Raw genomic sequence first — 24,395 nt, 5'->3', positions numbered from 1 at the left:
TGTCACTGTCGGGGAATGGCCGGAGTTTGGAAATGACGCTGAAAACCCTCCCTGACTATCCGGACCGGTATGCGCTTTCCAATGAGCTGCATGCCCGTCCGTTTCCCGTTCTGGATGCGCCGTGCAACGCGGTGTTTTTGGCGATCAAGCAGCCCAAAAATGCGGCCGAGCGGGACCGGTCGGTGGATATCGCCCATCTGATCGAACTGCTCGACCGCTATGGCAGCCCGCATCCGCCACCGGGGGCCAGCCATTATTCCGGGGCCGTAGGGCGCGGGTTTCTGAAATGGGAAATGCACACGGAGGTCGTGACCTACACCTTCTATACCGGTGACAGGGTCGGGGAGCCGTTTTCATCGGATCTGTTCAAGCTGTTCCCCGCCGATTGGCTGGCCAAGGCACCGGGCAACGCCGTTACCACAAGCATTGTGCGTATCGAGACGGTGGCGCCGGATGATCGCGCACGGGTGATGGAGGAGAAATTCCCCACCTGGTTCGTTGCGGAAAGCCTGGCCGCCAGCAGGGTGACGGAGGATCACGCGATCATTGCAGGGGATTTTCGGATTGATGAAAATGGTCATTCCCGTTTTGCGGTTTTGGCCAACCCGGAAATCAGCAGTGCGCGGCTGGGGCGGATCACGCAGAGGGTTCTGGAGGTTGAGCTCTACAAATCCCTGTCGATGCTGACCCTGCCCGAGGCGCGGAAGGTCGCGTCGACGCTGGACCGGCTCGACCGGGAACTGTCGAGCAATGCGCTCGGTCTGGAACAGAGCCACGGACAGGAGCGGGAGGACCTCGACCGGCTGTTGAAAATCTCTGCCGAGATTGAGCAGCTCTCGACCAATACCGCGTTTCGGTTTGGTGCATTCGAGGCCTACAGCGCGATTGTGGGGCAAAGGATTGAGGCCCTGCGCGAGCAGCGTGTCGGGGACAGCCAGCTTTTCAGTGAGTTTATGATGCGGCGTTTCGATCCGGCCATGCGGACCTGCCGGTCGGCGCGGAAGCGGCTGGAGGATCTGTCGAGCCGGGCCTCAAGGGCTGCGAACCTGCTGCGGACGCGCGTCGATGTGGCGAACCAGGAATACAACAACGAAACCCTGCGCCAGATGGACAACCGCGCGGCGATGCAGCTGCGCCTTCAGAAAACGGTTGAGGGTCTGTCAGTGGTGGCGATCAGCTACTACGCGGTGAACCTTTTGGCCGGGCTGCTGGGGCCGGTGGGCAAAACGCTTGGGCTCGACAAGGTGACGCTGGTGGCGATCCTGACAATTCCGGTGATTGTGATGGTCTGGAAGACCGTGCACCGCATCCGGGAAAAGCTCGAGGGCGACGACGCGCCCTGATCCAACCCGGTTCAGGCTTCCGGCGTGCGGAAATCCTCCACGTCGCTGTCGGCCTTGGTTTTCGGGTCGATGGGCGAGCGCGTGCGGAACACGGCCCGTCCGATCAGATGCGCGCCAACCGGGGCGCTTGCGATCATGAACAGAAACACGAACAGCGCCTCCGCCATATGAAGCAGACTGTCCGCCCGGATCATCACGGCCACACAGACAAGACCGAGGCCCAGGGTGCCGGCTTTTGTGGCGGCGTGCATGCGGGCGTAGATGTCATTGAGCCGGATCACACCAATCCCGGCAACCATGCAGAAAAAGCCCCCGGCGATCAGAAACAGGCTGGAAATGATGTCAGTCATCGAGCTTGTCCCCCTGTGAGCGTTCGAGAAAATGCGCGAACGCGACCGTCGCAAGGAACGAGATCAGCGCCAGCCCGATGGCCACGTAGATATAGGCGTTTTGCCCGGTGACGAGTTTGACAATCACCAGGAACACGACCAGCAGCATGGAAACCATGTCGAGAGATATGATCCGGTCCGCCAGTGTTGGCCCAACCAGCAGCCGGTAACCGGCGGCCAGAAGCGCGATGATCAGAAAAAGCGCGGTGATCTGAAGGGCGAGGCCATAGAAGCCGGTCGCGATGGATTCGATAATCATTTGCCGGTCACCTTCAATACCCGGGATTCGATGCCGGTGCGCACGTCCTCGCGGGTTTCCTCGCTGCTGTCCCCGGCCAGAAGGTCATGGACGAGAAGCTTGGTGCGGTCGTCGCTTACGTCGATGCTGAGTGTGCCCGGAGTCAGGGAAATGAAGTTTGCCACCATGGTGATGCCCGCATCCGTGGTCACGTTGAGCGGGATGGTCACAAGGCGCGGTTTTGTGGCGTCGCGTGGTGACAGCACGACCTGCGCGACCTGGACGCTCGAGATGATCAGATCCTTCAGGAACATGATGAAGAGATAGATGAAACTCAGGCTGCGCTTGATGAACGTGATCATTCCGCACCTCCAAGGACTGCCGTTATGTACCCCGTCGGGTCGGTGATCTGCGCCCCGACGGTAGTGGCCAGTTCCACATATGTGTTCGCGTCAATTCCGATGGCGACGATCATGATGGTCAGGGCCAGAATGGGGACCAGGGTGGATGGCCCCAGGCTGCCGGTGATGGCGCGCGGCCCGGATGGGTGCGGCGTCCAGTAAACGGCGGCCCAGACGCGGCCCATGGCAAAGAGCGTCAGGAAACCGGTAGCGAGGATGGCGAAGGTCAGGAAATATCCGTTGACCTCAAGCGCGGCCGTGACCAGCAGGAATTTACCCCAGAACCCCGAAAACGGCGGCACGCCCGCAAGCGAGAGCGCCGGGATCAGGAACAGAAGTGACAGCGCCGGATGCGCCCGCCACATCCCGCCGGAGCGCGCGAACAGTTCCGAACCGGTCAGGCGGGCCGTGGCTCCGGCCATGAGGAACAGGTTGGCTTTCACCAGAACGTCCTGGAACAGGTAGAAGGCCCCTGCGGTGATGGCGAGCGGGGTTCCCAAACCCAAGCCCAAAATCATGAAGCCGATCGAGGTGATGATCGAGTAGCCCAGCACCCGTCGCACGCTGTTTTGGCTGAGCGATCCGAGCGCACCGAAGAGCATGGTCAGGACCGCGCCCCAGATCAGGATGGGCTGCATCAGGGTGCCGTCGATGTCGTATACAAGCGTGAAAACGCGGATCAGCGCGTAAACCCCCACCTTGGTCAGCAGGGCGGAGAACAGAGCCGAGGTGGAAAATGATGGCGTGTGGTAGGAGGCAGGAAGCCAGAAAAACACCGGGAAGAGCGCCGCCTTGGAGCCGAAGGCGAAGAGCAGGAATGCGGCGGAGGCAAGAATAGCGGCCTCCGAGGATCGGCCCGCGAGTTTCGCATGCAGATCGGCCATGTTCAGCGCACCGGTTGCGCCATAAAGCAGACCGACGCCCGCGATGAAGGCGACCGTGGCGATCAGGTTCAGGCCGACATACTTCACCGCCCCGTCGAACTGCTCACGCCCGCCACCCACGACGAGCAGGCCGAAGGACGCGATCAGCATCACTTCGAACCAGACATACATGTTGAAAATGTCGCCGGTCAGGAAGGCCCCGCTGATTCCCGCAAAGAGCGCATGGGTCAGGGTGTGGTGGCCGAAATGAATCTCCTCGTTGCTGATGTCCGAGAAGCTGAACATCACGACGCAGACGGCAACGAAACCCACGAGAAGCATCATGATGGCTGAGAGCATGTCCGCGACCATGGTGATGCCGAAGGGGGCGGGCCAGCTGCCCGCCTGGGCGGCGAAGGGGCCGTTGGTGGCCACCTCCGCGAAAATCATCAGGGCGGAGCCGAAGAGCGCGAGCGCACCGGCAAGCGAGATACCCTTCTGCATCTCGGTGGATTTCCACGCGAGCAGGCAGAGAACGGCCGTAAAAAACGGTATGACAACGGGCCAGAAGAGGATCACTGCGGGTTCGCCTCCGTTCCGGGTTCAGACGAGTGCATCTGATCCATCTCAATTGTTCCGAGCACGTAATACGAGCGGTAGGCGAGGCAGAGCGCGAAGACCAGCAGGCCGAACCCGATCACGATCGCGGTCAGGATCAGTGCCTGCGGCAGGGCGTTGGCCGCTCCCTGGATGTATTTCTCACCTTCGGGCACCAGCGGTGGTTTGCCAAAGGTCAGGCGGCCGGAGGCGAAAATGATGATGTTGGCCGAGTTACTGATCATGGTCAGGCCGAACAGATAGGGAAGGGTCTTCCCGTTCATCATCAGATATGCGCCTGCTGCGACCAGGGCACCGGCAAGGACGGCGAGCATTATCTCCATGTCAGCTGTCCTCCAGGTCCGTTTCCGAGGCCACGACCTCCTCCAGTGTGAACAGGATGCCAAGCACGCCGCCAAGCACCACGAGGAACACGCCAAAGTCGAAGAGAAGGATCGAGCCCACCGGAAGGCCGGATTTCGAACCGTCCGCCAGTTTGGTGATGAACGGCCAGACACCCTTGAGGAAATAGCCGTATTTGATGCCGCCCCAGAGACCGCCGACCAGCGTGCAGCCAAGACCGAACGCGGCAATGGAGAGCGGTCGGAAATAGAGGACCTTGCGGGCGTAATCCACGCCGGCGGATTTCTCCACCAGGGTGAAGGCAATGGCCGCGAGCAGCCCGCCGATGAAGCCGCCACCGGGTTCGTTGTGGCCCCGGTTGAAAACAAACAGGGCCAGGATCACGATGAGCGGCAGAAGAAGTCTTGCCGTGGTGCTGAGAATTACCGAGTTCATTTCCTAACCTTTCGGCCCGCTTTCAGAACGGCGTATGCGGCCATCGCGGCGAAGCAGATCACTGCCGTTTCGCCCATGGTGTCAAAGCCGCGGAAGTCGACCAGGATAACGTTGACGATGTTGCGCCCGAACGCCTCGGGGTAGCTCTTCTCCACAAAGAAGCCTGTGAGCGACAGGTCGATATCGGTGCCGAGCACCATGAGCATCGACATGGTCACACCGAGACCCAGGAACGCGGCGACCGCCGCGTCGCGCGGACGGAAACGGGCGATGCCGGTCACGGGCAGTTTGACCATTGCGATTGCCATGAACACGACGACAAGGATCTCCACGAAGAGCTGCGTCATGGCCACATCGACCGCGCCGTAGACTACGAAGATGATGGCGATCCCGGCTCCGACACCGCCCAGCGCCGTGATGGCCGCGAGGCGTGAGGAACTGCCGAGAACCACGGCGAGAGAGGCGGTGATGAGCAGGAAAATCGCCCAGTCGATCAACTCGCCGCTCAGCGCGAATGCGGGCCAGGTCCAGGTGCCGGAGAGCAGCGCGACCCAGATCAGGATGGCCATGACCATGAAGGTCCGGCGCAGGTAGCTTGTCATGCTGCCGTTCTGGACGAGTATGGAGCCGTTGCGGGCAATGCTGCCCATCGCCACGAGAAAGCCGTCATACCAGCGTTCGGTCTCGGGCACGTCATCCTCGATGCGGAACAGGAACTCGCGGATGTGGTCCAGACCGAAATACAGGAGGGCGCCGAGGGCAAAGGTGGCGACACTTAGCAGAAGCGGCATTCCAAACCCGTGCCAGAGCGCAAGGTATCCCTCCATCGGTTCACCGGCCACGGCCACCACCATGGGCTCAACGAGGGTATACCCGATGATGCCGGGGAACAGACCGCAGAGCAGGCCAAGCCCCGAGAGAATGACCGGCCCAAGCCACAGACCCCAGCCGGGATCGGCGGGATTGTTTTTTGGCGCCTGCTGATCGCTGAAGAAGAAGGGACGGATCGCAACCATTCCGGAACAGGCAACCATGAGTGCGTTGGCGACCAGCGCCGCGCCGACGACGAACATCGCGGCGTGATGCGAGTGCAGACCGGCCTCGTAGATCATTTCCTTGCCGATGAAGCCAAACAGTGGCGGCAGACCCGCCATGGACAGGGCGGCGAGGCCCACAACGGTTGTGGTCAGCGGCAATGCACGGGACAGCCCGGCGACCTTCGTGTAGTCGCGCGATCCGGAGCCCTTCTCAATCATGCCGACGGACAGGAAGAGTGCGGCCTTGTAGAACGCGTGAACCAGCAGGAACGTCATCGCAGCCGCAATCGCGGCGTTGGTGGATACCCCGAGAAGCATGGTCATCATGCTCAGGCCCATGACCGTGGTGAAGGCCAGCATGAGTTTCAGGTCGGTCTGACGCATTGCCCAGACCGAGGCGAGAATCATTGTGAAGGCCCCAAACGGGATCAGCGTCCAGACCCAGAGATCCGTGCCGCCAAGTGCGGGCATCAGCCGCGCCATCAGGTAAACTCCGGCCTTCACCATCGTTGCCGAATGCAGATAGGCGCTTACCGGCGTCGGGGCGGCCATCGCGCCGGGAAGCCAGAAATGAAACGGCCACTGCGCCGATTTGGTGAAGCAGCCCAGGATCACCAGCACGAAGATGGTGGCGTACATCTCATGGGATTTGAACGTCTCACCGAGCAGATTCATCTCGGAAATCCGGTAGGTTCCGGCGATGCCGCCCATGATCAGCAGCCCCGCAAACAGAGCCAGACCACCCGCGCCGGTGATCAGAAGCGCCTGAAGCGCCGCGCGACGGGAGGTTTCCTTCTCATGGTCGAACCCGACCAGAAGGTATGACGTGATCGTGGTGCCTTCCCAGAAGATGAACAGCGTCACGGCATCATCCGCCGTGGTCAGCCCGAGCATGGAGATGGCGAAGGCGATCAGGGTCAGCTGCAACGACAAAAGCCTGCGATCCGACCGGAAATAGGCGGAGGCATAGAGGAACACCATCGCGCCGATACCGCAAATGAGCAGCGCGAAGGCGAGTGACAGACCATCGAGCCGGAAGGCGAAACTGACGCCCGCGCTTTCAACCCAGGTGACGACGTATTCGGGATACTGCCCGTTTGCCACGGGCGAAATGAATTTCGTGAACCAGAGGGTCACGAGTGCGGCGATAACGGCGGGGATGAAACGCCAGATACCGGCCTCCCGCGTTATGGTCGGTTCGTCCGGGGTTTCGGCCAATGCGTACCCTCTTTCCCTGTTTTCCGGCCGGAATGACCGGAGTGTTCTTTTTGCTCCGTCTCCGGTAGCGGCGGGATGGTCGTGATCCGCCGGTCCGGTCTGTTACGGAATCGTCTTATTAAGCTTACGGTACACAGAGCGTGCCCCAAGGTAAACTCATGGCTTCGCACCAACATCTTCACTTGCGCGTCAGGTCCTGTGATACCATTTAGGCACCATGGATGTATCCTCACTCAACCTGAACCATATTGAACATGCCCTGACCGGCGACCGGTCGGGTTCCTCGGATTTTGACCTGAACCCTTCGGCGCGACCGGCCGGTGACTGGACGTTGCGGCCCGCATCGGTGCTGGTGCCGCTGACCCAGCGTGGCAGCGAGCTGAACATGGTGCTGACGCGGCGGACCATGGGGCTCCGCCACCACCCCGGCCAGGTCTCTTTTCCTGGCGGCAAGCAGGAGCATGACGATCAGTCCCCGATGGACACCGCCCTACGCGAAACGGAGGAGGAGATCGGTCTGGCCCGCGAAAAGGTCGAGATTCTCGGTCGGTTTGACGGCCACGAGACCGTGACCGGCTTCATGGTCACGCCGTTTGTGGGCATCGTTCATGGCGATTTCAAACCGGTTCCCGACCGCTCGGAGGTCGAATCCGTGTTTGAGGTGCCGCTGTCCTTCGTGCTGAACCCCAGCAACCTGCAGATGCGGGAACGCATGTGGAAGGGCCAGCTGCGTCCGTATTACGTGATCCCCTATGGCCCCTGGTACATCTGGGGGGCGACGGCGCGGATCATCAAATCCCTGGGTGACCGGGTTTACGGACGGTGACCCGCGTAGAGGGAAGCTGGCTGACCGATCCGTCCACGCGCCGTGTCTGTGACGCGTTTTCCGCGGCAGGGGCGCGTGTTCTGTTCGTGGGCGGATGCGTGCGCAATTCGCTGATGGGGCGACCCGTCACCGATGTGGACATGGCGACCGATGAGGTCCCCGAACGCGTGATGGAGATCGTTTCGGCCGCTGGCCTGCGCGCCGTCCCGACCGGGCTGGATCATGGGACGGTGACCGTGGTGAGCGACGGGACCGGTTTTGAGGTCACGACCTTCCGCCGCGATGAGGAAACCACCGGTCGGCACGCGAGGGTCGCCTGGTCCGCCGATCTGAACGAGGATGCGGCGCGGCGCGATTTCACCATGAACGCGCTCTATGCCACACCGGACGGCGAGGTGCTCGATCCACTCGGCGGTATGAACGACCTGCGGGCCGGGCTGGTGCGCTTTGTCGGCGATGCCGATCGCCGGATCGCGGAGGATTACCTGCGCATATTGCGGTTCTTTCGTTTCTACGCCTGGTACGGAAACCCCGAAGGCGGGCTGGATGCGGATGGCCTCTCGGCCTGTGCGGCGGGGACTGACGGGCTGGCGCAGCTGTCGCGCGAGCGTGTTGGCGCGGAAATCTCGCGCCTGCTGGCGGCCGCCGATCCAGGTCAGGCGGTGGCGGCGATGTCGACCTCCGGCGTGCTGAATGCGGTACTGCCCGGCAGCCTTGCGCGGTTTTTGCCGGTGCTGGTCGAGCATGAACGGGCGCTGGGCGTGGAGCCGCGCTGGTTGCGACGGCTCGCGGTATTGGGGCAGTCCCCCGACTGGACCGATGCCCTGCGCATGTCAAAGGCGGATCGCCGCGCCTTCGGTGCCATCGGCAAGGCGCTCGATGCGATGTATCCGCCGGCGGTCAGCGGGTATTATTTTGGACGGGACACCGCGCTCGATGCCGCATTGATCCAGGGGGCGTCGCTGGAAATGCCCTTGGCACCGGACCTGATCGCGGAGATTGACCGTGGGGCCAGCGCCAAATTTCCAGTCAGGGCCGCGGATTTGGATGAGACCGGCGCCGCTCTGGGTGAGGCCCTGCGGCTTCTGGAAGCCAAATGGGTGTCGTCGGATTTTCACGCGACGAAGGCTCAGCTTCTTTCGGAATAGGCCTCCACCAGGTCCCGCCACCACGGATCGCGGCTCAAGGCGCGGCGCAGAGGCGTGCGGGTGGTTGGCGGGGCACGACGGATGTATTGCAGCGCCTCGGTCAGGTTTTCGCCGCTCAGGGTTTTGAGGTATGCGATGCCGTTTTCGACGCTGAACGGCTGGCCGGTATTCAACTCAAAATTGGGCTCAAGATCGGTCCAGACCGCGCCCGCCCATCCGTTTTCCTCACACCAGATCGCCACCTGCGCAATGACCTCGGGCATACTGCTTTCGCCTCTGCCCGAAATATCAGCCCAGCCGACCCTATGATCGGGCGCGCGTTCGCGGCGGGCCAGATCGGCGCGGGCGGTGGCAATCCGGTCCGCCCTCGAAACAATCGCATGGGTGGCGCAGGGCACGCCGACTTTCGGGTCGAGACAGACCACAAGCCCATCCTTGCGCTTCGCGCTGATACGGCTGAACTCCATCGGCAGACGGGGCCCGGCGCGCTGCATCCAGTCGCCATGCACGTGTTCGGCCAGATCATCGAGATCCCAGAGCAGCGAGCCCCAGCCCAGTATGGCAATACGGTCCGCCAAGCGCCTAGTCGTCGCCCGCAATCAGCGCACGGGTTTTGGCGACGCTTTTTTCCGCAGCGGCCGCCAGAAGGCGTGTGTCGTTTTGAACGGTCACCATGTCGAAACCCCACTCAACCGCGCGGGCGGCGTATTCCGGGGAGCCACAGAAAATGCCCGCGCGCAGCCCGTGCTTTTTCGCGGCATCGAGAATGCGCCGGATGGCGTCAATCATGTCCTGCTCCTCGCGGTCGACGCCTGGGGGCAGGCGGCCCTGGCCCAGGCTGCTCGCGAGATCGGACGGTCCGACATAGAGCGCGTCGAGCCCGGGTGTCGCGGCGATTTCTTCGACATTCGCGAAGGCTTCCTCAGTCTCGATCATCGCAAAGCCGACCACATCGTCATTGGCCGCGGCGTAGTAGCCGGGACCGTGGGCTATGATGGCACGGGTGGGGCCGAAGCTGCGGATACCGTCGGGCGGGTATTTCATCGCGCCCACGAACTGCTCGGCCTCGGCGCGCGTGTTGATCATGGGGCAGATGATCCCGAGCGCACCGGCATCGAGTGCGCGCATGACAGGCGCGGGATCGAGCCAGGGCACGCGCACCAGGGGACAGACGCCGCTGTTGCGCAGGGCGATCAGCATGGAGACGCATTCGGCGTGGCCCATAAGCCCGTGCTGGGTGTCGATGGTCAGGGTGTCATAGCCCTGTTCGGCCATGATCTCGGCCACGAAACCGGAACCGGTGGACAGCCAGCCGTTGACCGCTGGTTTGTTTTCGCTCCACAGCTGGCGAATTCTGTTCGGTTGCATGTGACCTCCCTGGTGTTTTTTGCGAACGTTAGGCCGAACGGCTGACGGGCACCAGAGCGGAATTGATTGATTTTAATGCGCTTCGCGTCCTACGGCCATTTCGCCACCGGGGGCAGGGACATCAGTACCGCCTCCGGGTTGTGACCGGTCTGAAGGCCGAACTGCGTGCCGCGGTCATAGACGAGGTTGAACTCGGCGTAGCGCCCGCGTTTCACAAGCTGGATCTCGCGCTCGTCGTCGGTCCATGGCGTGCGCATGTGGCGCTCGGTGATCGGCACGAAGGCGTCGATGAAGGCTTTGCCAACACTTTGCGTGAAGGCAAAATCGGCCTCCCAGTCACCGGTGCACAGATCGTCATAGAAAATTCCGCCGACGCCACGCGGCTCGTTCCAGTGGCGGATCATGAAATACTCGTCCGCCCAGGCCTTGAAGCGCGGGTAATACTCCGCGTCATGGGCGTCGCAGGCGGATTTCAGTGTGTTGTGGAAATCGGCGGTATCCGCGTCGTTCTCAATCATCGGGTTGAGGTCGGCCCCGCCTCCGAACCACCAGGCTCCCGGCGTCCAGAACATGCGTGTATTCATGTGAACCGCGGGCGTTTTGGGCGAGCGCATATGGGCTACGAGGCTGATGCCGGAGGCCCAGAAGCGCGGGTCCTGCTCCAGTCCGGGAATTTCCTTGCGGGCGGTCAGGCTTTTCTGCGCCCGGTCCGCGAGCTTGCCATGGACGGTGGAGATGTTGACGCCGACTTTCTCGAACACGCGGCCACCGCGCATGACGGACATGACACCGCCGCCCGCGTCCTCGCCATCCTCTCCCGCCCTGCGGGTGGTTTTGCGTTCAAACCGGCCGGGTTCCAGCCCGGCAAACGGGCCGGTGTCCTGCGCGTCCTCAAGTGCCTCGAACGCCGCGCAGATCCGGTTGCGGATGTCCTCAAACCAGGCCGAGGCCCGCGATTTGTGGTCGTCGGAGATATTCATGGTCCACTCCCGTTTCTGGCTGGGAGTGCATTAGTTGTCGCGGCCCGGATCGTCCAGACCGAAGCGCGTCAGTCCACCCGGCGGAACCGCAGCCTGCCAATGGCTGAGGCATCGATTTCCACACCAGGCCCGGACCGGCCCAGCCGCACCGTGCGGCGCAGGCGTCCGGCCGCATGAGTGGCGTTTTCGCCCTCGGCCCGGTGCCGATGTGCCCGCAGCCCCTCGGGCAGGTCGTTCAGCGCGGCGTCGTGATGCACGTCCTTCGGCTCGGACGTCCGGTTGCGGGTCGCGTAATAGGCCAAAGCCGTAACCGCCCCGTACCGCAGGGCGGCCCAGGCGAGCGGTGAAAGTGCGATTGGTGCAGGCATGTGCGCTCCATGATGCTGTTACCATGCGGACGGTCCGCCGGTGAAGTTAATACCATAAACATGTATCCCCGGCAATCCAGCCCGCACGCGGGTGTGGAACCAAAACCGGACATGACAGTTCCGTTACTGTTAAAGCAACCGCGCCGGATGCGTCCGGCCTTCCAACGGAGGGAAGTTATGAAACATTTTGGTCTCGTATTCGTCGTCGCCGCAAGCCTGCTGGCCGCATGCAGCAACACCGTCGAAGGCGTCAAACAGGACACATCGGAAACCGTGGACGCGATTGAGAATTAAGACAACCCGATCCTGACCGGATCAGGAGGACAGTGCCTCGGCGGTAAGCCGGCCGTTCTCCTGACCGGTGATCTTCGCCCGGAAGATCGACCCAGGTTCATGATCGCCGGAAAACCGCGTCAACGCAAAGCTTTCCGTGCGACCCACTCCGGGCTTTTCCACCAGAATTGAGCAGGTCATGCCCTGCATCGCATCAAGATGCCGCCGCACCTGGGCCTGTCCCAGATCGCGCAGCACCGACGCGCGTCGCTTACCCACATCCCCCGGAACCTGCGGCATACGGGCCGCTGGCGTCCCCTTGCGGGCGCTGAAGGGGAAGACGTGCATCCAGGTCAGTCCACAATCCGCAATCAGTTTCGCGGAATTGTCGAACATCTCATCGGTTTCCGTCGGGAAGCCGGCAATGATGTCAGCCCCAAACACAACCTCCGGCCGTGCGGCGCGCACGGTTTCGCAGAACGCGATGGCGTCCTCGCGGGAATGCCGCCGCTTCATGCGCTTCAGGATCATGTTGTCGCCATGCTGAAGCGACAGGTGCAGGTGCGGCATCAGACGCGTTTCACCTGAGATTACCTCGATCAGCAGGGGATCAGCCTCAATCGAATCAATCGACGACAGCCGCAGACGGGGCAGGTCGGGAACCCGCCGGATGATGGCGTTGACCAGATCGCCCAGACGCGGCGCGCCATCGAGATCAGCGCCCCAGCTCGTCAGGTCCACACCGGTCAGCACGACCTCGTTGAACCCGCGATCCACCAGCCGCTGAACCTGTTCAATCACATGATCCACCGGCACGCTGCGCGAATTGCCGCGTCCGAAGGGGATGATGCAGAAGGTACAGCGGTGGTCGCAGCCGTTTTGAACCTGAACATAGGCTCGCGCGCGGGAGCCCAGACCGTTGACCAGCGGCGCCACGGCCCGGGTCTCGGTCATGATGTCACTGACCTGAACCTGTTTCCCGTCGCGTTTGGCGAGGTCCGCCCAGGCTTCCGGTTTCATCTTGTCCGCATTGCCGAGGACCAGATCGACCTCCGGCATTTTGGCGAAGCTGTCGGACTCAGTCTGTGCGGCGCAGCCGGTCACGATGACTTTTGCGTCCGGGTTTGACCGGCGCAGTCGGCGGATGTGCTGCCGGGCCTGGCGCACGGCCTCGCCGGTGACGGCGCAGGTGTTGACCACCACGGCGTCCTCAAGCCCCGCGTCCTTCGCGAGGTTCTCCATCACTTCCGTCTCGTAGGAGTTCAGACGGCAGCCAAAGGTCGAAAAATCAGGCGCTTTCATTGCAGACCGTCCAAAAACTCGCGGGTCAGCCAGCCCTCGAACACCAGTGCGGTTGGCCCGGTCATCCAGACGCCGTCCTCGCGCCAGTCAATCTCGAGCGGTCCACCGTCGAGGTGAATGGTTACGCGACGGTCTGTCAGCCCGCGACGTGCGGTGACAACAGCCGCGGCACAGGCGCCCGAGCCACAGGCCAGGGTAATCATGCCGCCGCGTTCCCAGACGCGCATGCGGATGTTTTGGCGGTCGATGACGTGAACGAACTCAACATTTGTGCGTTCGGGGAACAGCGGATCGTGTTCATGGACGGGGCCGCGCGCCTCAAGATCGACGGCTTCGGCATCATCCACCACAAAAACGCAGTGCGGGTTGCCCATGCCGACCGCGCCGGGGGCGCCATCGATGTGCAGGGCGTCCAGATCGACATCGCGGGCAAGCGGCACCGTGTCCCAGGTTTGCTGCGGCTGACCCATATTGACGCGAATCAGGCCGTTGCCCGCATCCTCGGCAATGAGCTGGCCGCGCCCCGTGCGGAACACAAGGCGGTCGTGGCCGGTTTCCGACATGACCAGACGGGCAACGCAGCGCGTGGCGTTGCCGCAGGCATTGGCCCGCGTGCCATCGGAATTCCAGAAATCGATGTTTGTCTCACCGTTTTCGCCCGGCCCAATCACGGCCAGTTGGTCGAATCCCACGCCGCGATGACGGTCGCCAAGGGCTTTCGCCAGGACAGGCGTCACCGGATCGCCGCCATTCCTGGCGTCGATGACGACAAAATCGTTGCCCAGTCCGTGCATTTTCAGGAACCTGAAACGCTCCGTTGGGTCGTGAAATCCAGAATCACTGTCCATCGGCGCTATATAGGGGATGTGATCCATATTCGCTACGGTGTGAATTAACCAGGATTCCTTCTTGACCCCGGTCGAATGACCCCTTAGTGGTCTCGCTGCTTTTAGGGGCCCGTAGCTCAGTTGGTAGAGCAACTGACTTTTAATCAGTGGGTCACAGGTTCGAATCCTGTCGGGCTCACCAAAAGCATCCGGAAGGGGCCTTTGTGCCCCGTTCCGATCCTCCAATTCTCCCCGACATCACCCGAACCGCCGACGCCCTGATCCGCACTTCGGGTGCTGACCGTCGAAATTCCCATTGAATACGACCCCTTGCCGTCCCCCCGGATGTTGCGGCAGTGTTCGCGAAAGCCATCACGGAAACGGGAGGACGGGCATGACAGGCGCGACGCTTCATTTTTCTCACGGGGAATACGCCTCCCGTCTCGCCAAAACCCGGACTGAGATGGAACGCCGTGGACTCGATCTCCTGATTGTGACCGACCCGTCCAACATGAACTGGCTGACCGGCTATGACGGCTGGTCTTTTTATGTCCACCAGTGCGTCCTCGTGTCGCTCGACCGCGAGCCGATCTGGTACGGGCGGGGTCAGGACGCCAACGGCGCGCTTTTGACCTGTTACATGGATCCGAATTCCATCATCGGCTACCCGGACCATTACGTGCAGAACGATGAATGCCACCCGATGGATTACCTCTCGGAGCAGCTGATCGACCGGGGCATGGGTTCCGGGCGCATCGGCGTGGAGATGGACAACTACTGGTTCACCGCCGCGGCTTATGCCTCGCTGCAGACGCATTTGCCGAATGCGACCTTTGTCGATGCCACGGTCATGGTGAACTGGCAGCGGGCAATAAAATCCGAGGCCGAACTGGGCTACATGCGCCAGGCCGGCAAAATCGTCGAGAAAATGCACCAGCGTATTTTTGACCGGGTCGAGCCTGGCATGCGCAAATGTGACCTGGTGGCGGACATATATGATGCCGGTCTGCGGTATGATGCGGAGGCGGGCTATGGTGGCGATTATCCCGCGATTGTGCCTCTGCTGCCCTCCGGCCCGGATGCGGGCGCGCCGCACCTGACCTGGGATGACCTGCCGATGAAAAACGGGCAGGGCACATTCTTTGAGATTGCCGGTGTCGTTAACCGGTATCACTGCCCCCTGTCGCGCACTGTGTATCTGGGCAAGCCGACGCAGACTTTTCTAGACGCGGAAAAGGCCGTGCTTGAGGGAATGGATGCCGGTCTGGAAAAGGCCGTGGAGGGCAACACCTGCGAGGATATCGCGAACGCGTTCCTCCGCGTGCTTAACAAACATGGCATCGAGAAGGACAACCGCGCGGGTTATCCCATCGGGCTCTCCTATCCACCCGACTGGGGGGAGCGCACAATGTCACTGCGGCCGGGCTTTACCACCGAACTGCGCGAAAACATGACCTTCCATTTCATGACCGGCCTTTGGATGGATGACTGGGGTTTTGAGATCACCGAGAGCATCCGGATTGGAAAGTCCGGGCCGGAATGCCTGTCCAACGTGCCGCGCAAACTGATCGTGAAAGACTGAACGATGCCTGAGAATCCAATTACAGCCACGGTTCCCTTTGAAGAGGACGGCATCCATCACGGCTTTCTGCGCCTGCCCTTCAGCCATGACCAGAGCGCCTGGGGCGCGATCATGATCCCGCTCTGCGTCATACGGAATGGCGATGGCCCGACCGTTCTGCTGACCGGCGCCAATCACGGTGACGAGTATGAGGGACCGATTGCGCTTCAGGAGCTGACCGTGACCCTGCGCCCGGAGGACATCACGGGCCGGGTCATTATCGTGCCCGCCTTCAACTACCCCGCCTTTCGCGCCGGAACCCGGACCTCACCGAATGACAAGGGCAATCTCAACCGTTCCTTCCCAGGCCGCCCGGACGGCACGCCAACGGAGAAGATCGCGGATTACTTCCAGAACACCATGCTGCCCATGGCGGACATGGTGCTGGACTTTCACTCAGGGGGCAAAACGCTCGACTTCATCCCGTTTGCCTGCGCCCATGTGCAGGATGACAAGACGCGGGAATCCGCCAGCTTCGAGGCCATGCGCGCCTTCAATGCGCCCTATTCCGTTCAGCTTCTGGAAATCGACAATCTCGGCATGTACGACACCGCCGCCGAGGACATGGGCAAGGTTTTCGTCTCCACCGAATTGGGCGGCGGCGGGTCCTCAACCGCACGGACAAACGGGGTCGCGCGCAAGGGGCTTCGGAACTTCCTGATCCATGCGGGCGTTCTCGACGGGGAAATGCAGGTTGACCCGACCGTGGAACTGCGTATGCCGGATGATGACTGTTACACCTTCTCCGACACCGAGGGGATGCATGAACCGGTGGTGGATCTGGGGGATGAGGTCAGCCTCGGGGATGTTATTGCGCGGGTTTGGGCCGTGGACCGGACCGGCATGGCACCGAGGGAATACCGGGCCGCAAGGAGCGGCATCCTGATCAGCCGGCATTTTCCCGGACTGATCAAAATGGGCGACTGCCTTGCGGTCGTGGGGGTTCCGGAAACCTGAACAACGCCTTTGCGGGCCACACAACTGACGCAACAAGCGCGGGAGAGGATCGAATGCTGACGAATGACACGCTCGGACAATGGGACCGCGAAAACTTTTTCCATCCGTCCACCCATCTGGCGCAGCATGCGCGCGGCGAGACGGCCTCGCGGGTCATCCAGACGGCCTCCGGAGTGCATATCGAGGACCGGGACGGCACGCGCTTTCTCGACGCTTTTGCGGGTCTCTACTGCGTGAACGTGGGCTACGGCCGCCAGGAGATTGCCGAGGCGATTGCCGAACAGGCGAAGGAACTCGCCTATTACCACTCGTATGTCGGGCATGGCACGGAAACCTCGATTACGCTGGCCAAAATGATTCTCGACCGGGCGCCGGACAACATGTCGAAGGTCTATTTCGGCCTTGGCGGGTCGGACGCCAACGAGACCAACGTCAAGCTGATCTGGTACTACAACAACATTCTTGGCCGTCCGGAGAAGAAGAAAATCATCTCCCGCTGGCGCGGGTATCACGGCTCGGGCCTTGTCACCGGTTCGCTCACCGGGCTTGAGCTGTTCCACAAGAAATTCGACCTGCCGCTGGCGCAGATCATCCACACCGACGCGCCATACTATTTCCGCCGCGACAACCGCAGCCAGACTGAGGAGCAGTTCTCGGCCCATTGCGCGGCTGAACTTGAGGCCATGATCCAGCGCGAGGGCCCCGACACCATTGCGGCCTTCATCGGTGAACCGGTGCTCGGCACCGGTGGCATCGTGCCGCCGCCCGCCGGCTATTGGGAGGCCATTCAGGCGGTTCTGAGGAAATACGACATTCTGCTGGTCGTGGACGAGGTCGTGACCGGCTTCGGTCGGCTTGGTTCCATGTTTGGCTCCGCCCATTACGGGCTTGAAGCCGACATCATCACCATCGCCAAGGGCCTGACCTCCGCCTACGCGCCGCTCTCCGGATCCATCGTCAGCGACAGGGTCTGGAAGGTTCTGGAACAGGGCACCGATGAAAATGGACCCATCGGCCATGGCTGGACCTATTCCGCGCACCCGATTGGTGCCGCCGCCGGTGTGGCGAACCTCAAGCTGCTGGACGAGCTGAACCTTATCGACAACGCGGGCACGGTTGGCGAATACCTTAATCGCACCATGCAGGAAGCGCTGGGCGATCATCCGAATGTGGGCGACATCCGTGGCGAGGGTATGCTCTGCGCCGTGGAAATGGTGAAGGACCGCGACAGCAACACGTTCTTCGACGCGTCCGAGAAAATCGGCCCGCAGGTCGCCGCCGCGATGCTCGCGCAGGACCGGGTTATCGCCCGGGCCATGCCGCAGGGGGACATCATCGGCTTTGCGCCTCCGTTCTGCCTGACGCGGGAGGACGCCGACACGGTCGTCGCCGCCACCAAAAACGCGGTTGAAAAGGTCCTGGGGTCCGGAAAGTGAGCGTATCCGAACCGAAGGCGTTTCTGAGCCGACTGTTTGATGCCGCCGTGGCCGCGGCCGACCCCATGAAAACGATCCCCGGCGCGCTTCCGGAAAAGCCCGCCGGTCGTGTCTTCGTGGTTGGGGCCGGCAAGGCCTCCGCCCGCATGGCCGAGGCGGTCGAGAGCGTCTGGGGCCCCTGCGAGGGCCTCGTGATCACCCGCTACGGCTACGGCCGTCCAACCCAGGGCATCGAAATCGTCGAGGCGGCGCATCCCGTCTCCGACCAGGCGGGCATGGAGGCAACGGCGCGGCTTCTCAAACTGCTGGGAGAGGCCGGGGAGGACGATCTGGTCCTCGCCCTGATTTCCGGCGGGGGATCGTCGCTGCTCTGTGCGCCGGCGGAGGGGATAACGCTTGAGGACTTCCAGGCGGTGCACCGCGCCCTGCTCGAATCCGGTGCGCCGATTGGTCAGATGAACGTGGTGCGCAAGCATCTCTCCCGCATCAAGGGCGGTCAGCTTGCCGCAATGGCCTGGCCCGCTTCGGTGCTGAGCCTGATGATTTCAGATGTTACCGGCGACGTGCCGGGGGATATTGCCTCCGGTGTGACGGTGGGTGAGACCTCGACCGTTGAGGACGCGCTGAAAATCATCGCGGACCGGAACATGAAGCTGCCGCAAAGCGCGATGGATGCCCTGCACGCCGGATCGACCGTTGTCGCCCCGGACGATCACCGTCTCTCGCGCGTGGACAACCGGGTGATTTCCGCCCCGTCCCAGTCCCTCGCCGTCGCGGAGGACCTGGCACGCGAAGCGGGGATCGAGCCGCGAAACCTTGGCGACGGTATTGACGAGGAAGCCCGCGAGGCGGGCGCGCGTCAGGCCAAAATGGCGATGGACATTCAGGACGGTTTGAGCCCCGGCGACAGACCGGTTCTGCTGATTTCCGGTGGCGAATGCACCGTATCCGGCTGGGGCGGTGGCGTTGGTGGCCCGAATGCCGAATTTATTCTGTCCTGCGCCATTGCGCTTAACGGACGCGCCGGGATTTACGCGCTCGCCGGGGATACCGATGGCGTGGACGGCGCGGCCGAGATCGCCGGTGCCTTCTGCGGCCCGGACACGCTGGAAAAGGCGAAGTCAAAGGGCCTCGACCCGGCGGATGTTCTGAAACGCAGCGACAGCCACACGTTCTTCGGTGAAATTGGCGACCAGATCGTCACCGGCCCGACCCTGACCAACGTGAACGATTTCCGCGCCATTCTAATCGAGCCCCGGGCCGCGAATCCGTCTTGACGCCCGACCGTCCCCGGATGTAGTCACCCGCCTTCGGACACGGGCGGGTGACCTGCCCACGTCCCCTGGGTGGGGCCCGTAGCTCAGTGGTAGAGCAGTTGACTCTTAATCAATTGGCCGAAGGTTCGAATCCTTCCGGGCCCACCAACCTCACCCAACCATGACCTTTTCACGCCGCCAGATCGCGCGTCGTGTAAGTTTATTCATAAGTTTTACAGATTTCGCCGCCACACCATGGCCAACCGAAACGGTGGATATGGACGGGACATGGCGACTTTCAGGACAGGGGGCAATCCTCTTGAGCGCGCGCTGCCGGTTATGGCGGCGGTGGTTGCGTCAGAGGTCGTGCTGCTGGTCTATGTCTACCAGTTCCTGCTCAATTTCGAATGTCCGGTCTCCGGTGGGCTGAACACATGCATGATGTTCGGCGATCTGCTGACCCGGTTCATGGTGGTGTTTGGCGCGCTCGTTATCTTCCTGGTGGTGCAGCCGGCGGAGATCCCGACCGGGGCGCGCAGGACCGGATTTGCGGCTTTGCACCTGCTGGGGTTTGCGATGCTCTTCGCTCCCGGTATCGCGACGCTGTTTGTGTCGCCCGCGGCCATCGCCTTGCCCACGATTGCGGTCTGGACGGTCGGCTCGCTCATGGCGGGTGCGGGCGCTTTTCTGTGGTTTTTCAGCCCCCAGGCCTTCCTGAACTGGCTGCGAAGCACCGGATTCGCTCCGGTTTGGGTCTGTCTTACCGCGTTTTTCGTGCCCGACCTCGCGGAAATCGGGCAGCTTCTGTGGAATGTCGAGGATCTGGCGCGGGTCACGTTTGACGCCGTCCATCAGGTCCTGTTCCGAATGGGCAACGCACCGTTTGCCGAGCCGGAGACCTACCGGATCGGGCTCGACGATTTCGTGGTCTCGGTGGGCAGTCCCTGTTCAGGCATCGAGGGGTTTGTCCTTGTCACCGCCTTCATCTGCTTCAACGCCTGGCTTGGCCGTGGTGAGCTGCGGTTTCCCCATTATTTTCTGCTGATCCCGCTCGGCATTGCCGCAAGCTGGGTGTTCAACGTGCTGCGGATTTCGCTGCTCGTCTGGATCGGCGCCCGGGTGTCGCCGGAGCTGGCCATGGAAGGCTTCCACAGCCAGGCAGGCTGGATTGCTTTCACCATTCTGTCCTTCGGCATTCTGTGGCTGTCCAGTACCGTGTCCTGGTGGCGGATCACTGAATCTGGCAGCGTGGCATCGACCGCGCTGCCCGTCACCCAGGACTGGAACGCCGCGCGGCTGTTTCCGTTTATTGCCTTTATGATGTCCGGCGTCGTCACCACCGCCGCCTTCGCCACGCCCGCCATTGGCTACCCGTTGAAGGCTGCGGCCATGCTGGTGACGCTGCTGTTTTTCCGAAGGCTTTACCTAGCCCGCATCGCCTGGGCGATTGATCCCGTCGCGGTGGCGGGCGGGGCGGTCGTTGGCGTGATGTGGCTGTTCCTGCTGCCGTTTGGCGTGTCGGACGATGCGGCGCTGACCGGGGCGCTGGCGGGGCTGGGGACCACAGGTTTTGCGCTCTGGGCCATTACAAGGATCGCGGGGACGGTCCTGCTGGTTCCGCTGGTGGAGGAACTGGTGTTTCGCGGATACATCCTTGCCGAAATGGATCGAAGTGGTCGCAATGCGCGTATAGCTGCAATCGCGGTCTCGACCGCACTCTTCGCGCTGCTTCATGGTCGCTGGCTGGCGGCGGGGCTGGCCGGGCTGATGTTTGCCCTTGTCTGGCTGCGTCGCAGGAGCCTCGCGGATGCGGTTGTGGCCCATATGGTGGCCAATGCCATCGTTGCCGCCTGGGCCGTGCTGCACCGGGACTGGGGCGCGATCTGACCCTTGGTCAGTCGCCCATGCAGGAGGCCATCAACCGGTAGGTGATCTGTGCCGCCGTGAAATCCCAAGCCGTTTCGCCATTTGGGGCAAGCTCCACCACGTCGAGCCCTACACATTCGCGGCCTGCAAGCGCGGATTCGACGATATGCAGCGCCTGGTAGTAGCCAAGCCCACCGGGCACCGGCGTGCCGGTCGCGGGCATGATCGACGGATCGAGGCCGTCCACGTCGAAGGACACGTAGACCTTGCGCGGGAAATCCTCCGGCAGTTTGACACTGTGGATGCCGTCGGTCACCAGTTGCTCGGCGTCGACGAATTCCACGCCATGGGTCTCGCGCCCGTCCATTTCCTGCTGGCATAGAGCCCGCACGCCGTATTGCGCCAGCTTGTGGCCGTCGCTGGCGAGGAGGTGCATCACCGAGGCATGAGAGTGCTTCTCGCCCTGATAGGCGATGCGAAGGTCCGCATGGGCGTCGATCTGGACAATGCCGACCGGCTCCCCAAGTGCACGGGCCACACCGGTCACGGCGCCATAGCTCAGGGAATGTTCCCCGCCGAGCGTCACCGGAATGCGACCGTCGCGGATGGCGGCTTCCGTGCGGGCGGCGATGCGCTCCATGATATCGGGCAGCGGACCGTCGCAGTCGATGGGCGCTTCGGTCGTGATTCCGGCGGCACAGGGCTCCACGCCGTTGCTGTTCCGCTCCAGTTCGTTTGAAGCCTCGATGATCGCCTCTGGCCCCTTCGCGGTGCCTGCACCATAAGAAACGGTGCGCTCGAGCGGTACGGGGATGATGCGAAACCGGGCGGTTGCCGGGTCGCGTTCGGCGTCCGTCAGTTCACTGTCGAGAAAAATACCCATGCGCCGCTCCTTACGACAGACGGTTCCGGAAATCCGCGTATTCAAACTCGCGGATCATGCGCAGTTCATCGGTCTCCGAATTCCAGAGCGCGATCGAGGGCAATGGTACACCGTTGAAAGTATTGGTTTTTACCATTGAATAATGCCCCTGGTCGAGGAAGGCTATCCTGTCGCCAATACGCAGCGGTTCCGGCCGGGTGTAATCCCCGATCACGTCGCCCGCGAGACAGGATGGACCGCCCAGGCGATAGGTGTGGCCGCTCTCAACCTCGCCGAGCATGGCGGGACGGTAGGGTGCCTCGATTACGTCGGGCATGTGGCATGTGGCGGAGATGTCGGTGATCGCGAGATCGACCCCGTTGGTGGGCAGGTCGAGGATCTCGCCCACCAGAATGCCCGCATCCAGCGCCACGGCCTCGCCCGGCTCCAGATAGATCGTCAGGCCGGTTTTCTCGCGCAGATCACGGATAAACGCGATCAGCCCTTCGCGGTCGTAGTCCTCGCGCGTGATGTGGTGACCGCCGCCAAAGTTCAGCCATTTCAGGTCTTTAAGGAATGGCGAGATGCGGTCCTCGATGGCGTTCCACGTGCGCAGCAGCGGCTCAAACCCCTGCTCGCAAAGCGTGTGCATGTGGAAACCGTCCACGCCCTCAAGCATGTCCGCCGTGATCTGCGACAGCGGCGTTCCGAGCCGCGATCCGGGTGCGCAGGGGTCGTATTTTGGAATTTCGCCCTCGGAATGCTCCGGATTGATGCGCAGACCCACATGGACGGGGCGCGAGGCGGTGCCTATCCTTGGCAGGAACCGGTCCTTCTGGGCCGGGGAATTGAAGATCATGTGGTCGGAAAGGCCAATGATTTCATCAATTTCCCCCGGCTTGTACCCGGCGCAGTAGGTCGCGACCTCTCCGCCGTACTCCTCCCGCCCCAGACGGGCCTCGTAGAGGCCGGAGGCGCAGACGCCGGACAGATACCGCATGGTCAGAGGCGCGAGCGAGAACATCGAAAACGCCTTGAGCGCGGCCAGAACCGTCGCGCCGGACCGCTCCCCGACATCGTGCAGGATCGACAGATTGCGCTCGATCGCCGCCTCATCCACCACGAAACAGGGGCTGGGCACGCGGGAGAGGTCGAAAGACCGGAACGCCCCCGCGTCACCGGCCTGGGTCTGCATTATTGAGGCCATTGGCGGCTTAGAACTCCACCGGACCGGGCAGTTCGTGAACTTCCCAGGGCAGGCCCTGCGTGTTCAGCATGTCCATGAATGCGTCCGGATCGAGCTGCTCCATGTTCCACACACCCGGATCGCGCCAGATGCCTTTCAGCACCATCGCGGCCCCGATCATGGCCGGTACGCCGGTGGTGTAGGACACCGCCTGGCTGCCGACCTCGCGGTAGCATTCCTCATGGTCGCAGATGTTGTAGATGTAGTAAGTCTTTGTTTCGCAGTCCTTTTCACCGGTGGCAATGTCACCGATACAGGTCTTGCCCTTGGTCAGCGCACCAAGCTCGCCAGGATCGGGCAGTACGGTTTTCAGGAACTGAAGCGGGATGATCTCCTTGCCTTCGTGCATCACCGGCTCGATGCCCGTCATCCCGACATTCTGCAGCACCGTGACGTGGTTGATATAGGCGTCGCCGAAGGTCATCCAGAACCGGGCGCGCTCGATTTCCGGGAAATGGGTCGAAAGGCTTTCCAGTTCCTCATGATACATCAGGTACATGTTCTTCTCCCCCACGCCGGGGAAGTCGAACGTCACCTTTTTGGTCATTGCGGGCGTCGTCACCCAGTCGCCATTTTCCCAGTGGCGGGCGTCGGCGGTGACCTCGCGGATGTTGATCTCGGGGTTGAAGTTGGTGGCAAACGGCATGCCATTGTCGCCGCCGTTGCAGTCCAGCACGTCGATCTGACTGATGGTGTCGAGCTTGTGCTTTTTCAGCCAGGTGGCGAACACGGAGGTCACGCCGGGATCGAAGCCGGAGCCGAGGATCGCCGTAAGCCCCTGTTCCTCAAACTTTTCCTGGTAGGCCCACTGCCAGTGATACTCAAACTTCGCGTCGTCCTCGGGCTCGTAATTGGCAGTGTCGAGGTAGTGAACGCCGGCCTCAAGGCAGGCGTCCATCAGCGCGAGGTCCTGGTAGGGCAGGGCCAGGTTGACCAGCAGTTCGGCGCCGGAGGATTTGATCAGCGCCACAACCGCGGCCGTGTCCATCGCGTCAATTTCGGCCGTTGCGATCTCCACGCCCGTGCGTTCCTTCACGCCCTCGGCGATCTCGTCACACTTGAATTTGCGGCGCGAAGCCAGCGTGATCGAGGTGAAGATATCGGCGTTCATGGCCATTTTGTTCACGGCAGCGGAACTCACGCCGCCGGCGCCGATTACCAGTACATTCCCCATC

24 protein-coding genes and 2 tRNA genes are annotated in these 24,395 nt (G+C 62.3%); 10 read left to right on the top strand and 16 right to left on the bottom strand.

The genetic code is table 11. The features are described 5' to 3' along the window. The first annotated feature begins 32 nt into the window (after nt 1-32). Complete coding sequence (locus ACP15P_RS12425) at nt 33-1,343, top strand: DUF3422 family protein (protein ID WP_424928785.1); 1,311 nt, start codon at nt 33-35, stop codon at nt 1,341-1,343. A gap of 11 nt (nt 1,344-1,354) precedes the next feature. Here the strand turns inward: ACP15P_RS12425 and mnhG are convergent, their stop codons facing one another. The 7 genes from mnhG to mbhE are packed head-to-tail and all read right to left on the bottom strand — an operon-like array spanning nt 1,355 to nt 6,884. After that, complete coding sequence (gene mnhG / locus ACP15P_RS12420; protein WP_424928784.1) at nt 1,355-1,693, bottom strand: monovalent cation/H(+) antiporter subunit G; 339 nt, start codon at nt 1,691-1,693, stop codon at nt 1,355-1,357. After that, nucleotides 1,686-1,991 (bottom strand): MrpF/PhaF family protein, encoded by a 306-nt coding sequence (locus ACP15P_RS12415; RefSeq protein WP_424928783.1) that lies wholly within the window; start codon nt 1,989-1,991, stop codon nt 1,686-1,688. The genes mnhG and ACP15P_RS12415 overlap by 8 nt, the downstream gene beginning before the upstream one ends. Then, nucleotides 1,988-2,332, bottom strand: a complete 345-nt coding sequence (locus ACP15P_RS12410) for a Na+/H+ antiporter subunit E (RefSeq protein WP_424928782.1) — start codon at nt 2,330-2,332, stop codon at nt 1,988-1,990. The genes ACP15P_RS12415 and ACP15P_RS12410 overlap by 4 nt, the downstream gene beginning before the upstream one ends. Further along, nucleotides 2,329-3,813 carry a proton-conducting transporter transmembrane domain-containing protein gene (locus tag ACP15P_RS12405; RefSeq protein ID WP_424928781.1) on the bottom strand — a complete coding sequence of 495 codons (1,485 nt, stop codon included), beginning with the start codon at nt 3,811-3,813 and terminating at the stop codon, nt 2,329-2,331. The genes ACP15P_RS12410 and ACP15P_RS12405 overlap by 4 nt, the downstream gene beginning before the upstream one ends. Continuing rightward, entirely contained in the window at nt 3,810-4,175 is a 366-nt protein-coding gene (locus ACP15P_RS12400) for an NADH-quinone oxidoreductase subunit K (protein WP_424928780.1), read from the bottom strand. The genes ACP15P_RS12405 and ACP15P_RS12400 overlap by 4 nt, the downstream gene beginning before the upstream one ends. 1 nt (nt 4,176) lies before the next feature. Beyond that, nucleotides 4,177-4,629 (bottom strand): MnhB domain-containing protein, encoded by a 453-nt coding sequence (locus ACP15P_RS12395; RefSeq protein WP_424928779.1) that lies wholly within the window; start codon nt 4,627-4,629, stop codon nt 4,177-4,179. Further along, nucleotides 4,626-6,884: a hydrogen gas-evolving membrane-bound hydrogenase subunit E gene (mbhE, locus tag ACP15P_RS12390; RefSeq protein ID WP_424928778.1), complete on the bottom strand. Its 2,259-nt coding sequence runs from the start codon at nt 6,882-6,884 to the stop codon at nt 4,626-4,628. Before mbhE ends, ACP15P_RS12395 begins: the two co-directional genes overlap by 4 nt. 217 nt (nt 6,885-7,101) lie before the next feature. On the opposite strand from mbhE, the gene ACP15P_RS12385 reads away from it, so the two are divergent. Both ACP15P_RS12385 and ACP15P_RS12380 read left to right on the top strand, forming a co-directional pair. Further along, nucleotides 7,102-7,710, top strand: coding sequence for a CoA pyrophosphatase (locus ACP15P_RS12385; protein WP_424928777.1), 609 nt, complete (start codon nt 7,102-7,104; stop codon nt 7,708-7,710). Then, a complete protein-coding gene (locus ACP15P_RS12380; RefSeq protein ID WP_424928776.1) occupies nt 7,707-8,858 on the top strand; it encodes a CCA tRNA nucleotidyltransferase in 1,152 nt (383 codons plus the stop codon). The genes ACP15P_RS12385 and ACP15P_RS12380 overlap by 4 nt, the downstream gene beginning before the upstream one ends. Here the strand turns inward: ACP15P_RS12380 and ACP15P_RS12375 are convergent. From ACP15P_RS12375 to dapF, 6 genes are all read right to left on the bottom strand, one after another. Beyond that, a complete protein-coding gene (locus ACP15P_RS12375) occupies nt 8,840-9,436 on the bottom strand; it encodes a hypothetical protein (RefSeq protein WP_424928775.1) in 597 nt (198 codons plus the stop codon). The two genes, ACP15P_RS12380 and ACP15P_RS12375, sit on opposite strands and share 19 nt — an antisense overlap. 4 nt (nt 9,437-9,440) lie before the next feature. Then, the gene (locus ACP15P_RS12370; protein WP_424928774.1) at nt 9,441-10,226 is read right to left on the bottom strand and encodes an HpcH/HpaI aldolase family protein; all 786 of its coding nucleotides are present in this window, start codon (nt 10,224-10,226) and stop codon (nt 9,441-9,443) included. A gap of 89 nt (nt 10,227-10,315) precedes the next feature. Then, nucleotides 10,316-11,206: an oxygen-dependent coproporphyrinogen oxidase gene (gene hemF / locus ACP15P_RS12365; protein ID WP_424928773.1), complete on the bottom strand. Its 891-nt coding sequence runs from the start codon at nt 11,204-11,206 to the stop codon at nt 10,316-10,318. Between the two features lie 68 nt (nt 11,207-11,274). After that, a complete protein-coding gene (locus ACP15P_RS12360; protein WP_424928772.1) occupies nt 11,275-11,574 on the bottom strand; it encodes a hypothetical protein in 300 nt (99 codons plus the stop codon). A gap of 315 nt (nt 11,575-11,889) precedes the next feature. Then, complete coding sequence (gene mtaB / locus ACP15P_RS12355) at nt 11,890-13,149, bottom strand: tRNA (N(6)-L-threonylcarbamoyladenosine(37)-C(2))-methylthiotransferase MtaB (protein ID WP_424928771.1); 1,260 nt, start codon at nt 13,147-13,149, stop codon at nt 11,890-11,892. Continuing rightward, nucleotides 13,146-13,943 (bottom strand): diaminopimelate epimerase, encoded by a 798-nt coding sequence (gene dapF / locus ACP15P_RS12350; protein ID WP_424928770.1) that lies wholly within the window; start codon nt 13,941-13,943, stop codon nt 13,146-13,148. The genes mtaB and dapF overlap by 4 nt, the downstream gene beginning before the upstream one ends. A 159-nt stretch (nt 13,944-14,102) precedes the next feature. Between dapF and ACP15P_RS12345 the strand changes: the two genes are divergently transcribed. From ACP15P_RS12345 to xrtE, 7 genes are all read left to right on the top strand, one after another. Then, nucleotides 14,103-14,178, top strand: a tRNA-Lys gene (locus ACP15P_RS12345). Between the two features lie 192 nt (nt 14,179-14,370). After that, nucleotides 14,371-15,558 (top strand): ectoine hydrolase DoeA, encoded by a 1,188-nt coding sequence (gene doeA / locus ACP15P_RS12340; RefSeq protein WP_424928769.1) that lies wholly within the window; start codon nt 14,371-14,373, stop codon nt 15,556-15,558. A 3-nt stretch (nt 15,559-15,561) separates the two neighbouring features. Beyond that, the gene (doeB, locus tag ACP15P_RS12335) at nt 15,562-16,554 is read left to right on the top strand and encodes a N(2)-acetyl-L-2,4-diaminobutanoate deacetylase DoeB (RefSeq protein WP_424928768.1); all 993 of its coding nucleotides are present in this window, start codon (nt 15,562-15,564) and stop codon (nt 16,552-16,554) included. 53 nt (nt 16,555-16,607) lie between these two features. After that, the gene (locus ACP15P_RS12330) at nt 16,608-17,990 is read left to right on the top strand and encodes an aspartate aminotransferase family protein (RefSeq protein ID WP_424928767.1); all 1,383 of its coding nucleotides are present in this window, start codon (nt 16,608-16,610) and stop codon (nt 17,988-17,990) included. Then, nucleotides 17,987-19,267: a glycerate kinase type-2 family protein gene (locus ACP15P_RS12325; RefSeq protein WP_424928766.1), complete on the top strand. Its 1,281-nt coding sequence runs from the start codon at nt 17,987-17,989 to the stop codon at nt 19,265-19,267. Before ACP15P_RS12330 ends, ACP15P_RS12325 begins: the two co-directional genes overlap by 4 nt. Nucleotides 19,268-19,339: 72 nt before the next feature. Continuing rightward, a tRNA-Lys gene (locus ACP15P_RS12320) sits at nt 19,340-19,414 on the top strand. A gap of 120 nt (nt 19,415-19,534) precedes the next feature. Then, nucleotides 19,535-21,133 carry an exosortase E/protease, VPEID-CTERM system gene (gene xrtE / locus ACP15P_RS12315; RefSeq protein WP_424928765.1) on the top strand — a complete coding sequence of 533 codons (1,599 nt, stop codon included), beginning with the start codon at nt 19,535-19,537 and terminating at the stop codon, nt 21,131-21,133. A gap of 7 nt (nt 21,134-21,140) precedes the next feature. Here the strand turns inward: xrtE and speB are convergent, their stop codons facing one another. The 3 genes from speB to ACP15P_RS12300 are packed head-to-tail and all read right to left on the bottom strand — an operon-like array spanning nt 21,141 to nt 24,394. Continuing rightward, nucleotides 21,141-21,995 (bottom strand): agmatinase, encoded by an 855-nt coding sequence (gene speB / locus ACP15P_RS12310; protein WP_424928764.1) that lies wholly within the window; start codon nt 21,993-21,995, stop codon nt 21,141-21,143. A 10-nt stretch (nt 21,996-22,005) separates the two neighbouring features. Further along, nucleotides 22,006-23,181 (bottom strand): carboxynorspermidine decarboxylase, encoded by a 1,176-nt coding sequence (nspC, locus tag ACP15P_RS12305; RefSeq protein WP_424928763.1) that lies wholly within the window; start codon nt 23,179-23,181, stop codon nt 22,006-22,008. Between the two features lie 7 nt (nt 23,182-23,188). Further along, nucleotides 23,189-24,394, bottom strand: a complete 1,206-nt coding sequence (locus tag ACP15P_RS12300; protein ID WP_424928762.1) for a saccharopine dehydrogenase family protein — start codon at nt 24,392-24,394, stop codon at nt 23,189-23,191. Nucleotide 24,395: the final 1 nt, after the last annotated feature.

This window comes from Amaricoccus tamworthensis (assembly GCF_049800875.1).
GTDB classification, from domain to species: domain Bacteria; phylum Pseudomonadota; class Alphaproteobacteria; order Rhodobacterales; family Rhodobacteraceae; genus Amaricoccus; species Amaricoccus tamworthensis.
This window is presented reverse-complemented; position numbering and strand designations above follow the sequence as displayed.

What these genes read in the sequence shown, in the direction of transcription:
- ACP15P_RS12425 (WP_424928785.1), top strand. Translation starts at nt 33, where the DNA reads ATGACGCTGAAAACCCTCCCTGACTATCCGGACCGGTATGCGCTTTCC.
- mnhG (WP_424928784.1), bottom strand. Translation starts at nt 1,693, where the DNA reads ATGACTGACATCATTTCCAGCCTGTTTCTGATCGCCGGGGGCTTTTTC.
- ACP15P_RS12415 (WP_424928783.1), bottom strand. Translation starts at nt 1,991, where the DNA reads ATGATTATCGAATCCATCGCGACCGGCTTCTATGGCCTCGCCCTTCAG.
- ACP15P_RS12410 (WP_424928782.1), bottom strand. Translation starts at nt 2,332, where the DNA reads ATGATCACGTTCATCAAGCGCAGCCTGAGTTTCATCTATCTCTTCATC.
- ACP15P_RS12400 (WP_424928780.1), bottom strand. Translation starts at nt 4,175, where the DNA reads ATGGAGATAATGCTCGCCGTCCTTGCCGGTGCCCTGGTCGCAGCAGGC.
- ACP15P_RS12395 (WP_424928779.1), bottom strand. Translation starts at nt 4,629, where the DNA reads ATGAACTCGGTAATTCTCAGCACCACGGCAAGACTTCTTCTGCCGCTC.
- ACP15P_RS12385 (WP_424928777.1), top strand. Translation starts at nt 7,102, where the DNA reads ATGGATGTATCCTCACTCAACCTGAACCATATTGAACATGCCCTGACC.
- ACP15P_RS12370 (WP_424928774.1), bottom strand. Translation starts at nt 10,226, where the DNA reads ATGCAACCGAACAGAATTCGCCAGCTGTGGAGCGAAAACAAACCAGCG.
- hemF (WP_424928773.1), bottom strand. Translation starts at nt 11,206, where the DNA reads ATGAATATCTCCGACGACCACAAATCGCGGGCCTCGGCCTGGTTTGAG.
- ACP15P_RS12360 (WP_424928772.1), bottom strand. Translation starts at nt 11,574, where the DNA reads ATGCCTGCACCAATCGCACTTTCACCGCTCGCCTGGGCCGCCCTGCGG.
- mtaB (WP_424928771.1), bottom strand. Translation starts at nt 13,149, where the DNA reads ATGAAAGCGCCTGATTTTTCGACCTTTGGCTGCCGTCTGAACTCCTAC.
- dapF (WP_424928770.1), bottom strand. Translation starts at nt 13,943, where the DNA reads ATGCACGGACTGGGCAACGATTTTGTCGTCATCGACGCCAGGAATGGC.
- doeA (WP_424928769.1), top strand. Translation starts at nt 14,371, where the DNA reads ATGACAGGCGCGACGCTTCATTTTTCTCACGGGGAATACGCCTCCCGT.
- doeB (WP_424928768.1), top strand. Translation starts at nt 15,562, where the DNA reads ATGCCTGAGAATCCAATTACAGCCACGGTTCCCTTTGAAGAGGACGGC.
- ACP15P_RS12330 (WP_424928767.1), top strand. Translation starts at nt 16,608, where the DNA reads ATGCTGACGAATGACACGCTCGGACAATGGGACCGCGAAAACTTTTTC.
- xrtE (WP_424928765.1), top strand. Translation starts at nt 19,535, where the DNA reads ATGGCGACTTTCAGGACAGGGGGCAATCCTCTTGAGCGCGCGCTGCCG.
- speB (WP_424928764.1), bottom strand. Translation starts at nt 21,995, where the DNA reads ATGGGTATTTTTCTCGACAGTGAACTGACGGACGCCGAACGCGACCCG.
- nspC (WP_424928763.1), bottom strand. Translation starts at nt 23,181, where the DNA reads ATGGCCTCAATAATGCAGACCCAGGCCGGTGACGCGGGGGCGTTCCGG.
- ACP15P_RS12300 (WP_424928762.1), bottom strand. Translation starts at nt 24,394, where the DNA reads ATGGGGAATGTACTGGTAATCGGCGCCGGCGGCGTGAGTTCCGCTGCC.